We start from the raw sequence: 19179 nt of genomic DNA, 5'->3' as shown, positions 1-19179 counted from the left end.
CTTAGACCTTGTTAACAATGATACCCAAGAGCAGGCCGAGGTTTCCGAACAGTGTCTGTCGGTGAATGCCTGAGCGACAAGACAGGAAGAAACGTTTAATAAAATTTGAGCGGCGAGCCGTTACAAAATTGTCCAGATAATTTTGATTCTCCTGTGTGAGTAGCGATCTGTGTTTAACGAGTGCAGAAAGATTAATGTCATTCCAGCTGCGGAACCTTCCTTGTAACAAACCGAGGATTCTAATGAATCGAGCTTTCCAGCCCTTGTTTGCGCCAATCAGGTTATTTGTGTGTTGGCGGTATCTCAGGCAAGGCTTCTGGTCGTAAACAACGACGCCACCAGCACCTGAAACGATCTGGTAACACCACCAGTCGTGGGAAACAACTTCTGTGTTTGATGATGATTCAACGATAAGATCCCGCGCCGCCTTATTGAATACCATCGTATTGCCACCGCCAATAGACTGCACAAGGGCATTAGTAAAAGACGGCGGTTTACTAAATAACGGCGAAATACCTTTGATAACGTTACAGGTTTCGTCGGTTACAAGGGTGCGTGCACAATAGAGTGCTGGTTGATCTTCGGGGTACTGTTCCAGGCTATCCAGAGCCTTTTCAAGTTTGTCAGAGTGCCAGACATCATCCTGATCACTAAAAGCAAAATACCTGAACGGCTCATCGACGTAGCTTAGAGCATTTAAGAAATTATTTGCGAACCCGATATTTGCCGCCCTGACCCCGATGCTGACTTTCTCTGAATAATGCCGATGATACCCAAGTGATTCCGAGCACAGTTCGGTGTCAGAACCGTCATCAGAAATGAAAATGTGAGAAGGGCGATGAGTCTGGTTAAAGATCGAATGTAGCTGCTCCCAAAGGTATGACTCACCGTTGTAGTAACCGAGAATTACGGCTAGCTGTCTGCCGCCAATGTTCTTCCGATCAGCTCCACTGCATTGATGCTCGGAAGCGTACGCAACGCCACGCTGAAAAAACTGTTTTGGTACAGTGTGGTAATCGTCACAGTTAGCATCGCGCCAAAAAATCTGAGTAGCATGGGGAGTTGTTGAAAACATAGCCTTACCATTCCATCGCTATCGCTAGATCTGGTGTAGTGCGTTGAAATTCTTAATGCCCAACATTTTCAAACCAGTCACTATCATTAAATCCTAAAGACAACGATGATGACTAACTACGAGAATTGCTCCGAAAATTAAATTATAATCGACTTTCCATTTCCGAAGTGTGTCACAAATGACAGATAGCCTGTTCATTAAATCATATGCATTCATTTCCAGAACAACCAAATCTTTTTTGTATAAGACAATGGATTTGTAGTAGGCGGATATGCTTATAACCATCAAGTGCAGCGGCTTCGGAGGCTCTCATGATTTTTCACTACGGCTCATTGCCTAGGGCGAACAAATAGACCGGTAGATTTAAAGTGAGGCTACCGCCCGTCCAATTTTTTCCGAAATTTTCAGCTGATTATCTATTGGCACAGAACACCATTTCCTCTCGCACAGGGAGAAAATACACGACAAACAACATAAAATTATAGAAAACGTCTTTTTTTGGCAACAGACAAATCACATAACTTGAATCAGAAAAGTTTATGTTCAAGCATGCAGAATTATAAAAACGCTAAACCCTATAAGCCCTAACGATATAGAGTGGTCAGCTTTCTGCACTGTCGCTAACCCGCTTGGAATGAAAGTCTAGCAAAGCTTTTTAAATTTACATGGAAGGTGTCGAATTTTTTTACTCTTTGATTTCATGATTTGCTAAATGAGGTCCCCAGTCTTTTATCTCTGATGCCCGGGTAAATGCTATCTTGCCAATGGCAACTGGCTCGCGCTTGGAGGTATAAATTGCACAATCACCCTGCTGTCTTGGTCATTGTTGATAGCGACTAAAGAAAAGTATTGGTATATATCAGCGATATTTCCGACACGCCCAGATTCAACGGCACTTTTAATTGCAGACAAGTGTCGTGCGAAATTGTGGCTTACAACTAGCTTTACTTGCATTAGTTTGATCGCGATTGCACCAAATAACCACGGTCTGCTATCAGGGATGTGATTGTAGCTTGACCAATATCGATTTCGCACCAGACCGGGATAAATTTTTCCTTACTGGTCGGTTTGTCACTATCGTCACTTCATTGAAGTAAAGTTATATATTCTGATATTGCGGAGAAAATCCATGCCCAAAACAGCCGTAATCATCGGTGCCACAGGTTTGGTAGGTAGCACATTGCTGAACCAGCTTCTGAAGTCATCAGACATCGAAAAGGTGGTAGCACTGACACGAAAAAGCTTGCAACAAAAGTCCGATAAACTAGAGAGTCATGTCATTGATTTTGAAGATCTGGCTCAGCACAGTGAGCTCATTAAAGGCGACTTGTTCTTTTCTTGCCTCGGAACGACAAGAAAGCAGGCAGGTTCTCTCGCTGCTCAGAGACACATAGATTTTGACTATCAGTTGGAAGCTGCAAAGCTGGCTGCCGGGAATAAGATACCTCACTATCTGCTGGTCAGTTCTAGCGGAGCGAATGCACAAAGTGTATCGCCCTATTTGAAGATGAAAGGTGAGTTGGAACAGGCAGTACAACGGCTCCCTTTCCAGAGAGTCAGTATTTTCCAGCCATCATTGTTGTTGGGGCAGAGAAGAGAAAGCCGCTTTGGTGAAGGGCTTGCCGCAAAGATCCTGCCCTTTCTCTGTATACTGCCTGGTTTGCAAAAGTTCAGGCCTGTTCACGATTGGGAAGTGGTAGAGAAAATGTTGAAAGTCACCGAAGAGACTGGTGAAGGCGTTTCCATTTACACTCTGGATAAGATTTTTCATTAATCTATCTGTTGGCTGGTGTCGGTGATGTGCCCATCAACAACCCGCTGCCGCAAAGGACAGTGCCCCAGCTGGTAAGCCAGTTCATTAGGATGATCAATATCCCACAGACAAAAGTCTGCCACTTTACCTTCTTCCAGGCTGCCATAGTGGTCGGCAATACCCAGTGCACGAGCAGCATTAACAGTGACCCCTGCCAGAGCTTCTGCGGGTGTGAGTTCAAAAAAGATACATCCCATATTCATCATCATTCTTATTGAGGCCAGTGGCGACGTCCCTGGGTTGGTATCTGTGGCAAGAGCGATCGGGACTTGATATTGCCTTAGCAGTTCCACGGGGGGGACAGTCTGAGAACGCATGAAGTAGTAAGACCCGGGAAGCAGCACCGCAATAGATCCGGATTCGGCCATATCGGCAATACCCTGCTCAGAGATATGTTGCAGGTGATCGCAGGAGAGTGCATTCATTTGTGCTGCCAGAGAAGCTCCCCCATTTTCTTTGAACTGTTCGGTGTGGCATTTTGTTGGTAGGCCGTGGTCTATTGCCGACTGAAAAATTCTGGCTCTGTGGGTCATGGTGAAGGCAACATTTTCACAATTTACATCCACGGCTTCTGCGAGTTTTTTTTCAGCCAATTCCGGGATGAGTTGTTGGCAGATCATGTCAACGTATTCATCGGTTCTGCCCGCATACTCTGGAGGCAATGCATTGGCAACCAGCAAGGTATTGATAATTTTTACAGAATGGCGATTGCGCAGCTCTTTAGCCACTTCCAGCATCTTGATTTCATCTGTCAGGTTCAGGCCATAGCCTGATTTGATCTCGATCAGTGTAACGCCTTCAGTGGTTAATGCCTTGATGCGGGGCAGAGCCGATTTGATCAGTTGCTCTTTGGAGCGCACCCGGGTGGCCCTGGCAGTGGCAAGAATGCCACCGCCCTGGGCGGCAATCTGTTCATAGGGCACGCCTTTCAGTCTCAGTTCAAATTCCTGTGCTCTATGGCCGCCGAAAACCAGGTGCGTATGGCAGTCTATGAGGCCGGGTGTCAGCCAGCCATTATGACCATCGATCACGTCATAGGGCAGCCGCGTAGCGGTAACCTCGGACATGGATTCGATGCGTGCGATTTTTCCACTGTGAATACCCAGGGCACAATGGTGTTTCAAGCCATAAGGATCTGACACGGCAGGATCAAAAGTCGCCAGATTGACGTTAATCCAGACTCGGTCGCAGTCTTTAAGTTGGATCATGGGGTGCATTGCCATGGGTTGAACTCAGGACAGTTGGCTCCAGACAGAAGCCAGTATCAAGATGCCGGCAGTTCATAAAGACTGGATATGGGAGATAAGGATAGCCAGATAATCTTAATTCGAAAGGAAATCTGAGTTAAGTAGGTGGTTAAGGTTGGTGAGTTGGGAAAAATAGTCGATTAATCCATCTGACTATAAAAAATGCCTGAATATTACCGAAGATTCATAAATGAACTACCTTGATTAAAAAAAAGCACCAACAACAATCATGGAATTAATTATGCCCGAAGGAAACCTGCAGATAATCCTGACCTTTCTGGTTTATTTTACCGTGATGCTGGGGGTCGGCTACATCGCCTGGCAGAGAACGCTCAGTTCGGCAGATTATTTTCTTGGGGGCCGCTCGCTGGGTCCATGGTCTGCAGCCCTCAGCGCGGGGGCGTCGGATATGAGTGGCTGGTTGTTGCTGGGATTGCCGGGCTATGCTTTTGCCGCAGGTCTGGAAGCGTTTTGGTTGGCTGCGGGGTTGTTGGGGGGGACCTGGCTGAACTGGTTGATTGTTGCCCGACGCTTGAGAGTATACAGCGTAGTTGCCGATGACTCACTGACCTTACCGGAATATTTCGCCAGTCGTTTTGAAGATCGTAAAGGGTTTCTGCAACCTGTATCGGCAGCCTTCATCCTTGTTTTCTTCCTGTTTTACACCAGCTCTGGTCTGGTGGCCGGGGGCAAGCTTTTTGAATCTGTTTTTGGCATTGATTATGAGTGGGCAGTAGTCATTGGAATGTTGTCGGTGATCTCTTACACCCTGTTTGGAGGTTTTCTGGCGGTTTGCTGGACGGATCTGATTCAGGGTTTGCTCATGGCAGCCGCTTTGCTGATTGTGCCCATTGCAGCATTGGAGGTCAGTGGCGGGGTGGATCAGGTGTTTGTGGAAATCGGTGCGCTGAATCCGGAGCTTCTGAACCTTTTTACAACCAGTGAAGGTCAGGCGCTTTCACTCATTACCATTGTTTCTTTACTGGGTTGGGGGTTGGGTTATTTTGGTCAACCTCATATCCTGGCCCGATTTAAGGCGGTGCAATCTTCAGATCAGCTGCCTTTGGCCAGAAGAATTGCTGTGAGCTGGACCGGCATCTGTATGTTGGGCGCTTTAATGGTAGGTCTGGCGGGAATTGTTTATACCCAGCGATCCGGTATTCAGCTGGATGATCCGGAAGCCATCTTTATGTTGATGGTGAATACACTTTTTCATCCGGTGATTGCTGGCATCTTACTGGCGGCCATTCTGGCGGCCATCATGAGCACTGCCGATTCTCAGTTGCTGGTTTGTTCTACGGCTTTTGCTGAAGACTTTTATCGGGATCTTTTCAAAGTTGACGCCAATGCCCGGGAAGTTTTGCTGGTGGGTCGACTGGCGGTCGTTGGCATTGCGGTGATCGCCACTTGGTTGGCGATGAATCCCGACAGCAGTGTTCTTGCAATGGTGTCTTATGCCTGGGCTGGCCTGGGGGCGGCTTTCGGTCCGGCCCTGCTTCTGTCGCTTTACTGGAAAAGAATGACCGGGCTGGGAGCCATGGCGGGCATCGTTACTGGTGCTGTCACCGTGCTGATATGGAAACAGTTAACCGGTGGCCTGTTCGATCTTTATGAGATAATACCAGGGTTCGTGATTTCTATGGTGGCTTGTGTTTTATTCAGCTTTTTGGGACGCCAGCCCTCGAGGAATATGTTAGATCGTTTTGAAAAAGTGGCGAGCAGGACTTGTACTGTTTCCCGTGTTGATGATGAAGAGCCTTCGTTGTCATAATTGCTTTGCATTACGCAGAATTGATCCATCGGGTATAGAGTAAGAGGTGTCTTTTTCCATTAACAAATCCTGAGTTCACAGTGGGAGGATGCCATGAAGCAATTGCAAGTGGCTGTCAAAAAGCGTCATCAGCAGAGTGATGAGATTGATCCTCATGATGCCGAGTTGAAACAAACCCTGGAGCGACTGAAGAAGAAAGGGTTGAACCCCATGCAGATGTGTCACAAGTTGATTGAACATGAAGAACCTGCTCCCAAAGATCGGGTCTGGAGTTATGATCTGGTGGTAGCGGAGTGCAAGCGGCTGAAAGTTTCATACTGAGCGTTTGAGTGAAAAAATGCCAGGGCTTTCAGCGTGGCACCAAAAGAGATCAGTGCGGTGCCACAGTCTTGTGTAAGGTGTTTTTTAACTTCGGCAGCTGTGATAACAGAGGTTGTGAAGGTCTGAGCGTTAAACTTTCCCGGTTTTCAGCAACTGCTGAAACTTCAACTTTTTCTCTTGGGCGCTGAGTTGAGGGGTTTGAAGGTCGGATTGAGGAACCAGCGGGCCCAAGTCCAGGCTGGCAGATTCACTTTCTGGTGCAGGTGAGTCACCTTCTTGCTGAAGCAGATGATTATCCATCACATCCAGAGCTTCCAGAAGACCGGGATAGGCCTCGTCGGATTCATCGAGATCCTGTAGTTTGTTTGAGATGTTATCTCGAATTTGTCGTATACGTTCAACAGAAACCTTATCCTGATTTTCTTCCAGCCATCTTTTGGCAGATTCGCCATTGGTTGCCATACTCGATCCAGTTCCAGAGTATTTATGTCGGGTTCTATAATATCATTCTCATTCGGTTTTTGGTTATGCTTTTGTTGAGGCTTTCGATGGAGGTATGCATTCCCACGCAGAGTGAGGGTCTCGTAAAACTCCAACAGATCGTTCCCATGCTCTGAGGTCGTCATTCCCGCGAAGGAGACTGTCGCAAAACTCTGGTTCCCATGCTCCAGCGTGGGAACGAGTTGTTAAGGAAGTCGTCATTCCCGCGAAAGCGGGAATCCAGCCCCAACAGTGGGACTCCGCCTTCTCAGGGATGACAAGGCCAGGGGGGCACCGGGCAGGATGGTTCTGGTGGTGAGTCAGTGTGGATTCCCGCCTTCGCGGGAATGACGAGAATGAAGTCGGGAATGACGAGAATGAAGTCGGGAATGACGAGAATGAAGTCGGGAATGACGGGAGTCAACTCGTTCCCTCGCTGGAGAGGGTTTTGCGACACCCGCCTTCGCGGGAATGACGAGAGCATGATACTTCGGTAAATACCATCCTGATGGGATTGATTCTGATACGTACAATTAACATCCGAATTTGGCCTTAGCGCCTGGGAGTAGGGTGTTGATAGAAGAAGTTCGAAGTCAGGTAGCAGAGCTGACTGAGAGGCTGAGGCAGCTGCGGCTATCCGGTGCACCGGAGCAGATTCTGGTACGGATAGAACAGCCCCTTCCCATGATTAATTTATTCAACTGGCTATCAGGTCAGACACTACCGGGAAAAAGCTACTGGCAGGATCGCGAAAGTGACTACAAGGCAGCGGGTCTTGGCAAAGCCTGGCGGTTTAAAGTCAAAGATCAGGCTGAGGTGAACACTTGCTTTCAGCAGGTGAACGCAATGTTGGATAAAAAAACGCGTTGCCTCGGATACCTGTCTTTTTCGGACAGTCAGACGATGATCTGGCCTGAATTTGGGTATGGCGAATTCTTTTTTCCGGTGATCGAAGTGGTTCAGACCCGGAAAGGGTGTTCTTTGGCCTGTCATCTGCTGGGTCATGATGAGCTGTCATGGGGCACCAGCATTGAGAGGGCCCTGGGTTTTCTGGCGCAGGTCAGCTGGACACTTGAAGAAGTAGGTGCTCACTATTTATTGGGCGCCCCGGAATTCATACCCGATCAGGCACACTGGACTTCTCTGATTGGACATGCCCTTGAGGGTTTCGAGTCAGGAGCCTTGCAAAAAGTGGTGCTTTCCAGAGAGGCACAATTGAGCCTTCTGGAAGGTCAGCTGAACCCCTGGATGCTACTCTATCACTGGCAATTGGCGAACCCGAGATCTTACGTTTTTGCTTTTGAATCCGATCAGGGCTCACTCTTTTTTGGCTGCTCTCCGGAGCGTTTGTTTCGCCGGGTCGATCGCGCTGTTCACACTGAAGCCCTGGCAGGGACGACCCGGCGGGGCAGTAATCGCCATGAAGATTTCAAACTTGAGTTGCGTCTGCTCAATGACTCGAAGAACGTACATGAGAATCGTCTCGTGCTGGATGATATCCGCAGGCGGCTGGAATTCATCTGCTCTGATCTGGAATTTGACCGCAGTCATTCTGTGGTCAAACTAAAAACGATTCAGCATCTAAGACAAGTGATAAGGGGCGTGCTCAAAGACGAAGTCAGTGACAGTCAGCTTCTATCTCTTTTGCATCCTACGCCTGCGGTGGGTGGTGAACCCAGGGAGATGGCAAGACACTTTATTGAAGAACGTGAACTTTATAGCAGGGGACTCTACGCCGGAGCTTGCGGTGTGCTGGGTAAAAAGCGCAGTGAGTTCACGGTATCGATTCGCAGTGCTCTGCTGGAAAAGAAACGGCTCAGGGTGTTTTCAGGTGCCGGGATAGTCAATGGCTCAGATGCTCAGGATGAGTGGCAGGAGCTGGATAGCAAGATCGGAACCCTTCTGTCATTGCTGGATCCTGAAGCCCCTGTGATGGATGTATCTAACCGAATTGGAAGATCTAATGACCTTTCCCACCAGACATCCTAGCCTGAATTTTCTCTGGTCGGCACTGATTCTGGAAGAGCTGAGCCGGTTGGGTGTAGAGCATGTTTGTATTGCCCCGGGCTCCCGCTCTGCGCCACTGACGCTGGTGGCAGCAGAATACAGTCAGTTTGAAAAGCATGTCCATTTTGATGAACGCGGTCTGGGCTTCTTTGCTCTGGGACTGGCTAAAAGTACACGTAAACCGGTTGCAGTGATCACCACTTCCGGGACAGCGGTTGCAAACCTCTATCCAGCCATCATAGAAGCCAGACAGTCTGGTGTTCCCCTGGTTATAATCACGGCTGATCGACCTCCCGAGCTTATCGACTGCGGTGCCAATCAGGCCATTGAGCAGCAGGATATTTATGCCGGTTATCCCGGAGCTACTTTAAAGCTGCCAACACCTGATGAGAGTATCCCCCCCAGCTGGCTATTGACCAGTATTGATCAGGCCTTTGCCCGCTCCTGCCAGCAGGGGCTTCCCATGCATATCAACTGCATGTTTCGGGAGCCTTTGTACCCGGAAGGCAAGGCCCATGATTTTTCAGGTTATCTGAGTCGACTGTCATTCTGGCGCTCGGCCAGAACGCCTCACACTGTCTACGACACTGAGATGAAGATATCACTCAACAAAAGTCCTGTTGGCTGGGCAGATTTTTCGATGGGCAAAGGCTTGATCATAGCGGGCCGTATTAATGAGCAGGAGTCTGCCGAAGCGGTTGCAGGATTAGCCCGGGTATTGGGCTGGCCTCTCCTGGCCGATTTTCAATCTCAGCTTTATGGCCATCCGTCGGCTATTCCCCATGCTGATCTGCTTCTGGCCAGCAAAGCCGGAAAAGCCCTTTTGAGTCAGGCAGATCGTATTCTTCAGGTGGGTGCTCATCTGGTTTCAAAGAGACTGGATAAGTTCATTTCTTTCGGCGAGTGGCAGCATTACTGGATGCTTGGCCAGGCATTTCGCCGAATGGATACCGGTCACTGCCAGACCTATCGGCTGGTCGGGCCTGTTGCAGACTGCTGTCGTATGTTGACTGAACTTTCTGATGACCAGGGCTCTGATCCATTATGGAAAGGGCAGATCGAACAGTTATCCCAATCGGTCCATACTCTGGTGGCCAGGCTGGACTCGGCCCCGGGTTCATTAACTGAACGTTGGCTGGGGGCGTATCTGACCAAACTATTGCCTGACGACAATTGTCTTTTTGTTGGAAACAGTTTGCCCATTCGACTATTGGATATGTTCTCCCTTGCCCCGGCCGGGCAGGTATATGCTAACCGTGGTGCCAGTGGTATTGATGGATTGCTGGCAACGGCAGCAGGTTGTGCTGTGGGCGAAAAGAAATTTATGGTGGCTGTCGTCGGTGATCTATCATTTCTCCACGATTTAAATTCCCTGCAATTATTGAGGCAGTTGAATTCACCCTTTGCTCTGTTGGTCATCAATAATGATGGCGGTGGTATTTTCAACCTGTTGCCGGTTGAGGATCGACCCGAAGCCGCGCAGAAGTATTTTGTCAGCCCTCATAGCCTGAATGCCCGTCAGGCTGCGGAAATGTTTGGATTGCCCTACCATCAGCCGGACAGTCGAGAGGCGCTGGCAGCCTTGCTGAAGCAAGTGAGCCAGAAGCCGGGCGCATCAGTCATTGAGGTGATGACGCAACCCGGTCAGGCTGCTGAGCAGATAAAGCAGGCGTTGAGCCAGCTGGAGATGTTGTCATGAACGCAACCAACCTTGCTTATCGAACCTGGGGTATCCGTGAAGGTGTGCCGCTGGTTTTGTTGCATGGTTTTCTGGGAGACTCCGGGGACTGGGAGGAGTTGGCCAGATACCTGGAGACTGATCTGTATCTGGTGGCCGTTGATTTACCCGGGCATGGCAAAAGTCGTGATGTCAAAGTCAGCCAGGATAATGCTTTTGAAGCCTTCAGTGATCTGCTGCGGGGAACGCTTTATCAATTGGGACTCGAACATTACAGTGTGTTGGGCTATTCACTGGGCGGGCGACTGGCCATGAGCCACCTTGCTCAGGCAGTAGAGGCTATTGACCGGCTGCTGTTGGAGTCGTCCCATCCTGGTTTGGAAGACGACGCTGAGCGTCAGGCTCGCTGGAAGAATGATCAGGATTGGGCAGAACAGTTTCGCAATGATCCACTCAATGAAGTTCTGCAGCGCTGGTATCACCAGCCAGTTTTTGCCGATCTGAACAGTCGTGAGCGGGAACGACTGATGCAGCATCGTTGTTCAAGTCATCAAATTGAAGGCTTATCTCCCGACAAAGTCGGCGCGAATGGGGCATCTCTGGCATGGGCGCTTGAAGCGTTCAGTCTGTCCCGGCAGCCAGAGTTCTGCGGGGTACTCAATCGCTCTTCACAAGCGTCACATTATTTTTGTGGCGAACGTGACCTGAAATTTCAGAACATCGCACACCGTTTACTTGAGATGGGGTGTGTTCATAGTGTTCATGAGATCAAAGCAGCAGGCCATAATATCCACCGGGAGCAGCCAGAAGCTATGGCAGCGATTATAAGGCAGCTACTTTTGTGATCTGAGTACATTATGACATCTGCTCTCTTTCAGTCCTGCAACCTATATCGATATCGACAACCCCTGAGCAAGCCTCTTTCGTTAAAAACGATGACACTGACAATCCGTGAAGGTCTCATTCTTGAGATGGTCGATCAGAATAAGCAGGTGCATTACGGCGAAGCTTCTCCTCTGCCAGATTTTAGCCGGGAAACTGTCTTTGAAGCTCAGGAGCAGTTGAAATATGCGGCAGAATGCTATTGTTCCCGGGGGGTGATCGATCAGAGTCTTCTATATCCGTCGGTTGCTTTTGCCATCGAGAGCATTCAATTCAGTCTCGGCAAAGAGCATTGGAGTCAAGAGAGGGTCTCTGAATCACCTTTGCTTATGGGAGCCGATGCATTGACGCTCAAACGTCTGGATGACTGGTCCGGGAACTGGCCCGATGAGTTCAAGTTAAAGGTCGGGGGCAATAGCATTGGGCAGGATGTGGATGCGGTTAATCAAATTCTTGATCGGATTCCGGACGATGTAAAACTGAGGTTGGATGCCAATCAACGGTGGTCTTTCGATGAGGCTTTAGAGTTTGCCGGGCAGGTGCCAGCCTGCAGAGTCAGCTACATCGAAGAACCTACACAGTATTATGAAGAATTTCCGCAATTATTCCAAAAAACCGGTGTCGGGTACGCGCTGGACGAAACATTGCAGGAGTCGGCACTCGGCACGATGCTGCCGGAAATGAATAGACTCAGAGCTGAAGACGGACTCAGGGCTGTCGTATTAAAACCAACCCTGGTGGGTGGTGTGTCCAGATGTTTGACTCTGGCTGACTGGGCCAGGGGAAAAAAGGCCAGAGTCGTTTTCAGCTCATCCTTCGAAAGTACTTTGGGGTTGACTCTGATCGAGCAACTCAGCCTGCAGTGTGACCCGATGGAAAGTCCTGGCCTTGATACGCTCTCTGCTTTTCAGAACCCCGGATTTTGCCGGTTGCCTGAGTACGGTCGACGAATGTCTTTAGATTTACTCAATGCCATGGAGAATGTATGGAGTTATCGTTCTGCCCTCTGAGAGACTGGTCACTCAAAGATCCTCAAAGGGTCGTTGCCAGAGTGAATGGTCAGCCTGTATCCAGGGCTGAGCTGGACGCAAAGGCGGAAACACTCCTTGATGCATTTTATAGTCAGGGTGTCAGGAGAGGCGATCGGATTCTGGTACCGATAACCTGTGCATGGGATGCGGTCATAATGATCATAGCCTGCCTGAGAGGCCGGTGGGTCTTTTGCCCGGTCAATCCGCAAATGCCGGACGTGCAGAAGAGGCAGTATTGCCAGAAGATCGGTGCCCAGTGGACCCTTCATGAAGGGTTTGGAGCAATAACGGGCCTGGAATGGCCCAGCTTCTCTGACCAGCCTGAAGCAGCGGATTCCCGTTTGGTCATCGAGCCAGAAGCTCTGTTTGATCTGATTGCTACGTCAGGCACTACCGGTGTGCCCAAAGCCGTCAGTCATACTTTCTCCAATCATGTTTACAGTGCCAAAGGCTCTCAATCCTGTACGCCTCTGACAGAGTATGACGGCTGGCTGTTGTCTCTGCCACTGTTCCATGTTGGCGGCTTTGGCATTGTGGTTCGTTGCCTGCTCGCAGGTGCCGAGATAGTGATAGATACGCAAAAAATGTCATTAGAGCAATTGCTGTTGGAATACAGAATCACCCATGTATCTCTGGTCAATACCCAGTTGCGCAGACTGTTGGTAAGAGGAGCCGATCTGCTGGATAACAGTAAGCTGAAATACATTCTTTTGGGTGGAGGGTTTGCGTCTCCTGAACTGGTATCTCAGGTTCAGGAGAAAGGTATTAATATTCTAACCACTTATGGTATGACAGAGATGAGTGCCCAGGTTTGTACCGGAACCCCGAAATTTACCCGCTCGGGAGTAACCTCAGGTGAGCCTCTACCTTATCGGGAGCTGCAAATCGTTGCTTCCGGAGAGATTCTGGTCAGAGGCAAAACCTTATCTGCGGGCTATTTTGACGACGGCAGAATTATTCCGATTGTCGATGAGCGAGGTTGGTATCACACAGGCGACATTGGTCGGTATTCCGGTGATCAAATAATGGTTATTGGTCGTATAGATAATATGTTGATTTCTGGCGGGGAGAACATCCATCCGGAGGAAATTGAAAAGGCCTTGCTCAGCATTGACGACATCATTATGGCGGTTGTGGTGTCTGTAAGCGATGATGATTATGGGCAGAGGCCTTTTGCATTTGTGCAAACCGAGTCGGGCTCTCTGAATGAGGTATTTACAAAACAAAAGCTTGCAGGCATCATTAGCCGATTCAAGATTCCTGATATGATTCGCTTGCTCCCGGCTGAGCAGATACCCACCGGTCTCAAGCCCAATCGTCAAACCCTGAAAGCATTAGCTGACAGGCTAGCAAATCCTTAATCGTATTTTAACTGATTATCGTCGCTATCTGACCCGGACCAAGGCATAATGCTGGCAAATAGCGGTGATAATTGAAGTGTCTGATGAAAACAAAAGATCAAAAAAACATCCGTGCATTCATCGCTGTCAGGATTCCGCTGGAGCTTGCAGCGATACTGCACAAAAAAGCGCGCCACCGCGCCGGTGATGTGCTTCAGCACAAACTTCGCTGGATGGTGCCTCAGCAGCAGCACATAACACTGCGCTTTCTGGGTGAATGTGGCGAACAGAGTCTTGAGCAGTTTTCCAGTTATATCGAAGATGCCCTGGCAAATGTGCACGGATTCGACTGTATGACCGGGTGTTTCGAATTTTTCCCTGATGCACACAGACCCCGGGCACTGGCCTTGAATATACATTCAGGCCAGCAGTTGAATGCGTTGTCCCGAATTTGCGAAGAAGGCGCTCTTATGTGCGGAATGCGTCGTGAAATGCGCAACTTCCGACCCCATGTCACACTGGCTCGTTTCAAGCAGCATCATCATGTGACTCACAGCCATTTTTTCAATATGCCCAGTTACCGCATGACGGTTAATGAAGCGGTATTGATGAAGAGCGAAACCACGGCTGAAGGTACTCAATACTCGGTACTGAAAGAATTCCCTCTATTGCCCCTGGCTAAGTCAGCCTGACACTGAACTCCACAAGTCCAAAGGAAATTGAAACCCTGCACTTTCGTTGAAAGGTGGGGTTTTTTGCTATCTGGTCCAGTCTCGCTGTATGCCTTGATTAAAAACTCAGCAGAAATTTGAAATTCGATTAAGAAGTTAATTTTTTCGTTAGTAAGACTTTTGGTTCTGATGGGCCAGGTTGGCTTATTATTTTGTTAAATGATTTATTAACCAAAATATATCTTGTCTTTATATAATAAAACAAAGTTTTTCACTGTTGTAAATTGTTCTTGTCAGGTATAAATTATGCCGCGTCAAACAGGTGTCTTAACCGCTCGAAACCAAGCGGCCTGTGTCTGACAACCTATTAATTTTTTTCAGACTTTTTCTGATGTGACTTACGTCAGAGGTTTTCTATTGTCTGCATTCAGGGGGAGTGATATGTCAATTAAACGCGAAACACTGGCAGATACATTTGCCCTGATCAGTTTTGGATTGGTTGTTGGATTACTGGTTGAGATTCTGGTGGCCGGGTTGACTATTGAACAATCCCTGCAGTCTCGTTTGATGAGTATTCCGGTTAATATGCTGGTTGCCCGTCCTTACGGAATCTATCGTGACTGGATAATGAGTTACAGCCATAGCTTCAAATCAAGAAAAGTTGGAGATACTGTTCTTGATATAGTGGCGTTTGTCTCTTTCCAGATTCCGGTTTATGTTGTTCTGGTTGCTGCCACAGGTGCAACAATGGAACAGATTATTACTGCCTGTCTGGGTCAGACCGGTGCTTTAATGCTGATGGCTCGTCCTTACGGTGTTTACATGCAGATTTGTCGTAACAGATTTGTATCAGGGGGTATGAGAACCGCTTAATAATATTTTTCATATTAGTACTTAGCTATATAAGTAATCACCGAAATTATGCCGTTTTAATAGCTGTCATTAATTAATGAGGCTTCCTATTTTCTAACTATCTGGTTATAGTCCCCTCCAGTTTACCCGAATGTGTTGTATGGGTTTGCCTGTTTTAACTCCGCCAATAGCGGAGTTGGACAGTCTCGGTTGCCTCTTTATTATACAATTGCAGCGTCGTCCGGTGGACCCCGGATTCGCACAATTTCCGCCTTGGTCGTTGCGCGACTGTATAAATAGAGTGTTTGCCAAAAGGCGAATGTGCACCTTTCAGGTCGCGAAGCTTTGATTGGATCTTTCTTGTTTCTATGGCCGTAAGTCCGTTTAATTCAAGAGTGAAAGGATTGGCAAAGCACGAATAAGAATTAGATGAAAAAACAGTCATCAATAAAAGAATCGGCTGATAAACGATTAGCAGGACAATAGCTTTTAAAAGTTTTTCGTTTATCGGAACGGTTATCAAGAAGCGACTGTGTTTTCACATTGAATTTGAGGGGGGGAGCATGTCCTTATTGGAGGTCAATGACCTGCGTATTGAATTTCCTTCACGTCACGGTGTTGCAGTGGCTGTAAAGGGAATGTCTTTTACAGTTGCCAAAGGTGAGATTCTGGGCCTCGTGGGGGAGTCTGGAGCCGGTAAGTCCACGGTTGGTAATGCCATTATTGATTTGCTCAGTGCTCCCGGTCGCGTCGCGGGTGGTGAAATCAGGTTGAATGGTGAAATCATTTCAGGTCTCTCTGGTGAAGCCATTCGTAAAGTGCGTGGCAAAAGAATTGGATTTATTTTTCAAGATCCAATGACTTCATTAAACCCGCTTCTGACGATTGAAACCCAGTTAGTCGAAACCATTATCGAAAATCTCGGATTAAATCCGGCTGAAGCTTTCATTAAAGCAATCGATTTGCTGAAGGCCGTGGGTATTCCCGAGCCGGAAATCAGAATCAAACAATATCCCCATCAATTTTCCGGTGGTATGCGTCAACGGGTAGTTATTGCAATTGCTTTGGCCGGCGAGCCCGAATTGATTATTGCTGATGAACCCACTACTGCCCTGGATGTTTCCATTCAAAACCAGATTCTTGATTTGATTCGTGAACTCTGTAAAGAGCGGGAAGTCGGATGTGTATTGGTAACCCATGATATGGGTGTCATTGCAAACGTTACAGACCGCGTTGCCGTAATGTATATGGGAGAACTGGTAGAGATTGGTGAACCTGACAAGATTCTGAAAAATCCTGAACACCCCTATACACAGAGTCTGATCAGTGCTGTGCCAAGAACCGATGTCAAACTGCATCGTTTTCCGCGGGTTGAATACATTGAGAAAGTCGAAAGCCGCAGCATTGATGTCAAAAATCACTGGCTGGGTCAGCGTGAATCCTTTGGCTCTATAAAAGATGAGAATCTTCTGAGCGTTGAAAATGTCATGCTCAAATTTGAAACCCAGTCAGCTTTCTTGAAAAAGAACCGTCGTTATGTGACAGCATCCAATAATGTTTCATTCAAAGTGCGTGACGGTGAAACCTTTGGTCTGGTGGGTGAATCGGGCTCGGGCAAGTCAACCATTGCCCGTGTGATTGCGGGTCTTTATCAACCTGACTCCGGGCAGGTCTTTTTCGCAGGTAATGATATTACCCGGCTGAACGAAAAGGCCCGTAAGCCTTTAAGACGACAGATTCAGATGGTATTCCAGAATCCCTATTCCAGTCTGAATGCCCGTATGAATGTTAACGATATTATTGCCGAGCCCATTCGTTTTCATGGCCTGGCTCAGTCTGAGCAGCAGATTCGACAGATCACTGCTGACCTGCTGGACCATGTTGGCCTGGGCAGTAGAGCCGGAATCAAGTTTCCTCATGAGTTTTCCGGTGGTCAGCGCCAGCGTATTTCCATTGCCAGAGCATTGGCGACCCGTCCCCGCTTCCTGATTTGTGATGAACCTACATCTGCGCTGGATGTATCGGTTCAGGCGCAGATTCTCAATTTGCTGAAAGACCTGCAGGAAGAGCTGGGCCTGACCATGCTGTTCATCAGTCACGATCTGACGGTGATCCGCCAGATGTGCGACCGGGTTGGGGTTATGAAGCATGGAACGCTGGTGGAAGTGGATGAGACCGAAAAGCTGTTCAAATCGCCCGAGCACGAATATACCCGGAATCTGATTGATTTGATGCCGAAAATGGATCATCTCTCCCATCGGGGTCTGAAGGAATTACAACAGGCACCCGTTGCACTGGTGTGATGACTGATTGGCCAGCGCGTTAAAGCCCGTGTTCTTTGCCATGAGCGCAGAATCAGTTTTATTTTTTGTTCCAGAAAAAGTTGTTTCTTACAAAAGTATAAAAACGTTTGTTGACCTGCCCAGAGGGTAAAATAATGAAAAAAATGATCAAGTCACTGGCTGGAGTTGCTCTGGCTTCTACATTGGCCATGAGTGTACAGGCCGCTTCGTTGAAGGTTGCTTACGACGCTGACCCTGTATCTCTGGACCCTTATGAGCAGCTGTCGGGCGGTACCCTGCAGATGGCACATATGTCCTTTGATCCACTGATTCGCTGGAATCAGGACTTGAGCTTTGAGCCTCGTCTGGCTGAGAAGTGGGAGCGTATTGATGACCTGACCATGCGCTTTACCCTGAGAAAGGGGGTTAAGTTCCATTCTGGCAACACATTGACAGCCAGGGACGTCAAGTGGACCTACGATCGTATGGTCGACAGTGCGGACTACAAAGCCATTTTCGCTCCTTTCGCCGAGCTGAAAGTGATCGACGACTACACCTTTGATCTGGTCACCAGGAAGCCTTATCCACTGGTTCTGAACTCTGCCACTTACATCTTCCCGATGGACAGCCAGTTCTATAGCGGTAAAGATGATAAAGGCCGTGATAAGGGGCTGATTGTCAAGCACGGTGATAGCTTCGCTTCCCGTCACATTTCCGGTACCGGACCTTACGTCGTCAGTGAGCGTCAGCAGGGCGTGAAGCTTGAATATGAGCGTTTTGATGGCTATTGGGACAAACAGTCTCCGGGTAACGTGGACAAGATTACACTGACGCCGATCAAGGAAAATGCGACACGTGTTGCTGCTCTGCTGTCCGGTGGTGTGGACTTTATCTATCCGGTACCACCTAATGATCATGAGCGTATCAAGCGTTCAGACGATGCTGAATTGATCACTCTGACCGGTTCCCGTCTGATCTCTTTCCAGCTGAACCAGGATCGTGTTGAAGCATTCAAGGATAAGCGAGTTCGTCAGGCCATCGTTTATGCTGTCAACAACGAAGGCATTGTTAAAAAGATTATGAAGGGCTTTGGCGAGGCTGCCGGTCAGCAGGGACCTGAAGGTTACGTTGGCTATGTTGATGAGCTGGCACCACGTTATGACCTGAAGAAAGCCAAACAACTGATGAAAGAAGCAGGCTATGAAGATGGCTTCTCTGTCACCATGATGGCGCCAAATAACCGTTACATCAACGATGCCAAGATTGCCCAGACCGTGGCCAGCATGTTGGAGCGTATTAACATCAAGGTTGACCTGAAAACCATGCCCAAGGCGCAGTACTGGCCAGAATTTGATGAGCGTGCCGCTGACATCATGATGATCGGCTGGCACTCTGATACCGAAGATTCAGCCAACATGACTGAATATACGACTGCCTGCAAGGATGACACTACAGGCTGGGGTCAGTACAACAGTGGTAACTACTGCAACGAGTCCATCGATAAGCTGGTTAAAGCGGCAGGGACTGAAACAAACCTGGACAAGCGCGCCAAACTGCTGCAGGAAGTTGAGAAGGAGCTTTATCAGGAAGCGGCTTACGTTCCTCTGCACTGGGAGAACCTGGCCTGGGGTGCCCGTAAAGGTGTGAAAGCCGAAGAAGTGGTGAACATCATGAACTTCCCATACCTGGCTGACCTGGTCGTTAGTGAGAAGTAATCCCCACAGGGCCG

16 protein-coding genes are annotated in these 19179 nt (G+C 48.5%); 12 read left to right on the top strand and 4 right to left on the bottom strand.

Annotated elements, in window-relative coordinates; all coding sequences use genetic code 11:
* Position 1: 1 nt before the first annotated feature.
* Positions 2-1075, bottom strand: coding sequence for a glycosyltransferase (locus ACO6V5_RS10840; protein WP_422133040.1), 1074 nt, complete (start codon positions 1073-1075; stop codon positions 2-4).
* A gap of 1129 nt (positions 1076-2204) precedes the next feature.
* Here ACO6V5_RS10840 and ACO6V5_RS10835 point away from each other — a divergent pair.
* The gene (locus tag ACO6V5_RS10835) at positions 2205-2849 is read left to right on the top strand and encodes an NAD(P)H-binding protein (RefSeq protein WP_422133041.1); all 645 of its coding nucleotides are present in this window, start codon (positions 2205-2207) and stop codon (positions 2847-2849) included.
* On the opposite strand, the gene hutI is transcribed toward ACO6V5_RS10835, so the two are convergent.
* Positions 2846-4096, bottom strand: a complete 1251-nt coding sequence (gene hutI, locus ACO6V5_RS10830; protein ID WP_422409401.1) for an imidazolonepropionase — start codon at positions 4094-4096, stop codon at positions 2846-2848. The two genes, ACO6V5_RS10835 and hutI, sit on opposite strands and share 4 nt — an antisense overlap.
* Positions 4097-4376: 280 nt before the next feature.
* Between hutI and putP the strand changes: the two genes are divergently transcribed.
* A complete protein-coding gene (gene putP, locus ACO6V5_RS10825; protein WP_422133043.1) occupies positions 4377-5906 on the top strand; it encodes a sodium/proline symporter PutP in 1530 nt (509 codons plus the stop codon).
* A gap of 93 nt (positions 5907-5999) precedes the next feature.
* Positions 6000-6227, top strand: coding sequence for a hypothetical protein (locus ACO6V5_RS10820; RefSeq protein ID WP_422137503.1), 228 nt, complete (start codon positions 6000-6002; stop codon positions 6225-6227).
* 129 nt (positions 6228-6356) lie between these two features.
* Here the strand turns inward: ACO6V5_RS10820 and ACO6V5_RS10815 are convergent, their stop codons facing one another.
* Both ACO6V5_RS10815 and ACO6V5_RS10810 read right to left on the bottom strand, forming a co-directional pair.
* Complete coding sequence (locus tag ACO6V5_RS10815) at positions 6357-6689, bottom strand: hypothetical protein (RefSeq protein ID WP_422409404.1); 333 nt, start codon at positions 6687-6689, stop codon at positions 6357-6359.
* 286 nt (positions 6690-6975) lie between these two features.
* A complete protein-coding gene (locus tag ACO6V5_RS10810) occupies positions 6976-7131 on the bottom strand; it encodes a hypothetical protein (RefSeq protein WP_422442269.1) in 156 nt (51 codons plus the stop codon).
* Positions 7132-7280: 149 nt separating this feature from the next.
* Between ACO6V5_RS10810 and ACO6V5_RS10805 the strand changes: the two genes are divergently transcribed.
* The 9 genes from ACO6V5_RS10805 (at position 7281) to ACO6V5_RS10765 (ending at position 19165) form a co-directional block, all read left to right on the top strand.
* Positions 7281-8696 (top strand): isochorismate synthase, encoded by a 1416-nt coding sequence (locus ACO6V5_RS10805; protein ID WP_422409408.1) that lies wholly within the window; start codon positions 7281-7283, stop codon positions 8694-8696.
* Positions 8671-10413, top strand: coding sequence for a 2-succinyl-5-enolpyruvyl-6-hydroxy-3-cyclohexene-1-carboxylic-acid synthase (gene menD, locus ACO6V5_RS10800; RefSeq protein WP_422409410.1), 1743 nt, complete (start codon positions 8671-8673; stop codon positions 10411-10413). Before ACO6V5_RS10805 ends, menD begins: the two co-directional genes overlap by 26 nt.
* Positions 10410-11237 (top strand): 2-succinyl-6-hydroxy-2,4-cyclohexadiene-1-carboxylate synthase, encoded by an 828-nt coding sequence (menH, locus tag ACO6V5_RS10795; RefSeq protein ID WP_422409412.1) that lies wholly within the window; start codon positions 10410-10412, stop codon positions 11235-11237. Before menD ends, menH begins: the two co-directional genes overlap by 4 nt.
* A 12-nt stretch (positions 11238-11249) precedes the next feature.
* Positions 11250-12284: an o-succinylbenzoate synthase gene (gene menC, locus ACO6V5_RS10790; RefSeq protein WP_422409414.1), complete on the top strand. Its 1035-nt coding sequence runs from the start codon at positions 11250-11252 to the stop codon at positions 12282-12284.
* A complete protein-coding gene (gene menE / locus ACO6V5_RS10785; protein ID WP_422409416.1) occupies positions 12260-13666 on the top strand; it encodes an o-succinylbenzoate--CoA ligase in 1407 nt (468 codons plus the stop codon). Before menC ends, menE begins: the two co-directional genes overlap by 25 nt.
* Positions 13667-13749: 83 nt before the next feature.
* Positions 13750-14337, top strand: a complete 588-nt coding sequence (gene thpR, locus ACO6V5_RS10780) for an RNA 2',3'-cyclic phosphodiesterase (RefSeq protein WP_422133052.1) — start codon at positions 13750-13752, stop codon at positions 14335-14337.
* A gap of 420 nt (positions 14338-14757) precedes the next feature.
* Positions 14758-15189, top strand: a complete 432-nt coding sequence (alaE, locus tag ACO6V5_RS10775; RefSeq protein ID WP_422409418.1) for an L-alanine exporter AlaE — start codon at positions 14758-14760, stop codon at positions 15187-15189.
* Positions 15190-15731: 542 nt separating this feature from the next.
* Positions 15732-17471: a dipeptide ABC transporter ATP-binding protein gene (locus ACO6V5_RS10770; RefSeq protein ID WP_422409420.1), complete on the top strand. Its 1740-nt coding sequence runs from the start codon at positions 15732-15734 to the stop codon at positions 17469-17471.
* A 134-nt stretch (positions 17472-17605) separates the two neighbouring features.
* The gene (locus ACO6V5_RS10765; protein WP_422133055.1) at positions 17606-19165 is read left to right on the top strand and encodes an ABC transporter substrate-binding protein; all 1560 of its coding nucleotides are present in this window, start codon (positions 17606-17608) and stop codon (positions 19163-19165) included.
* Positions 19166-19179 lie beyond the last annotated feature (14 nt).

The organism is Endozoicomonas sp. ALD068, from assembly GCF_049310145.1.
GTDB lineage: Bacteria > Pseudomonadota > Gammaproteobacteria > Pseudomonadales > Endozoicomonadaceae > Endozoicomonas_A.
Note: the sequence above shows the minus strand (reverse complement) of the source record. Positions and strands in the feature narration are given on the sequence as shown.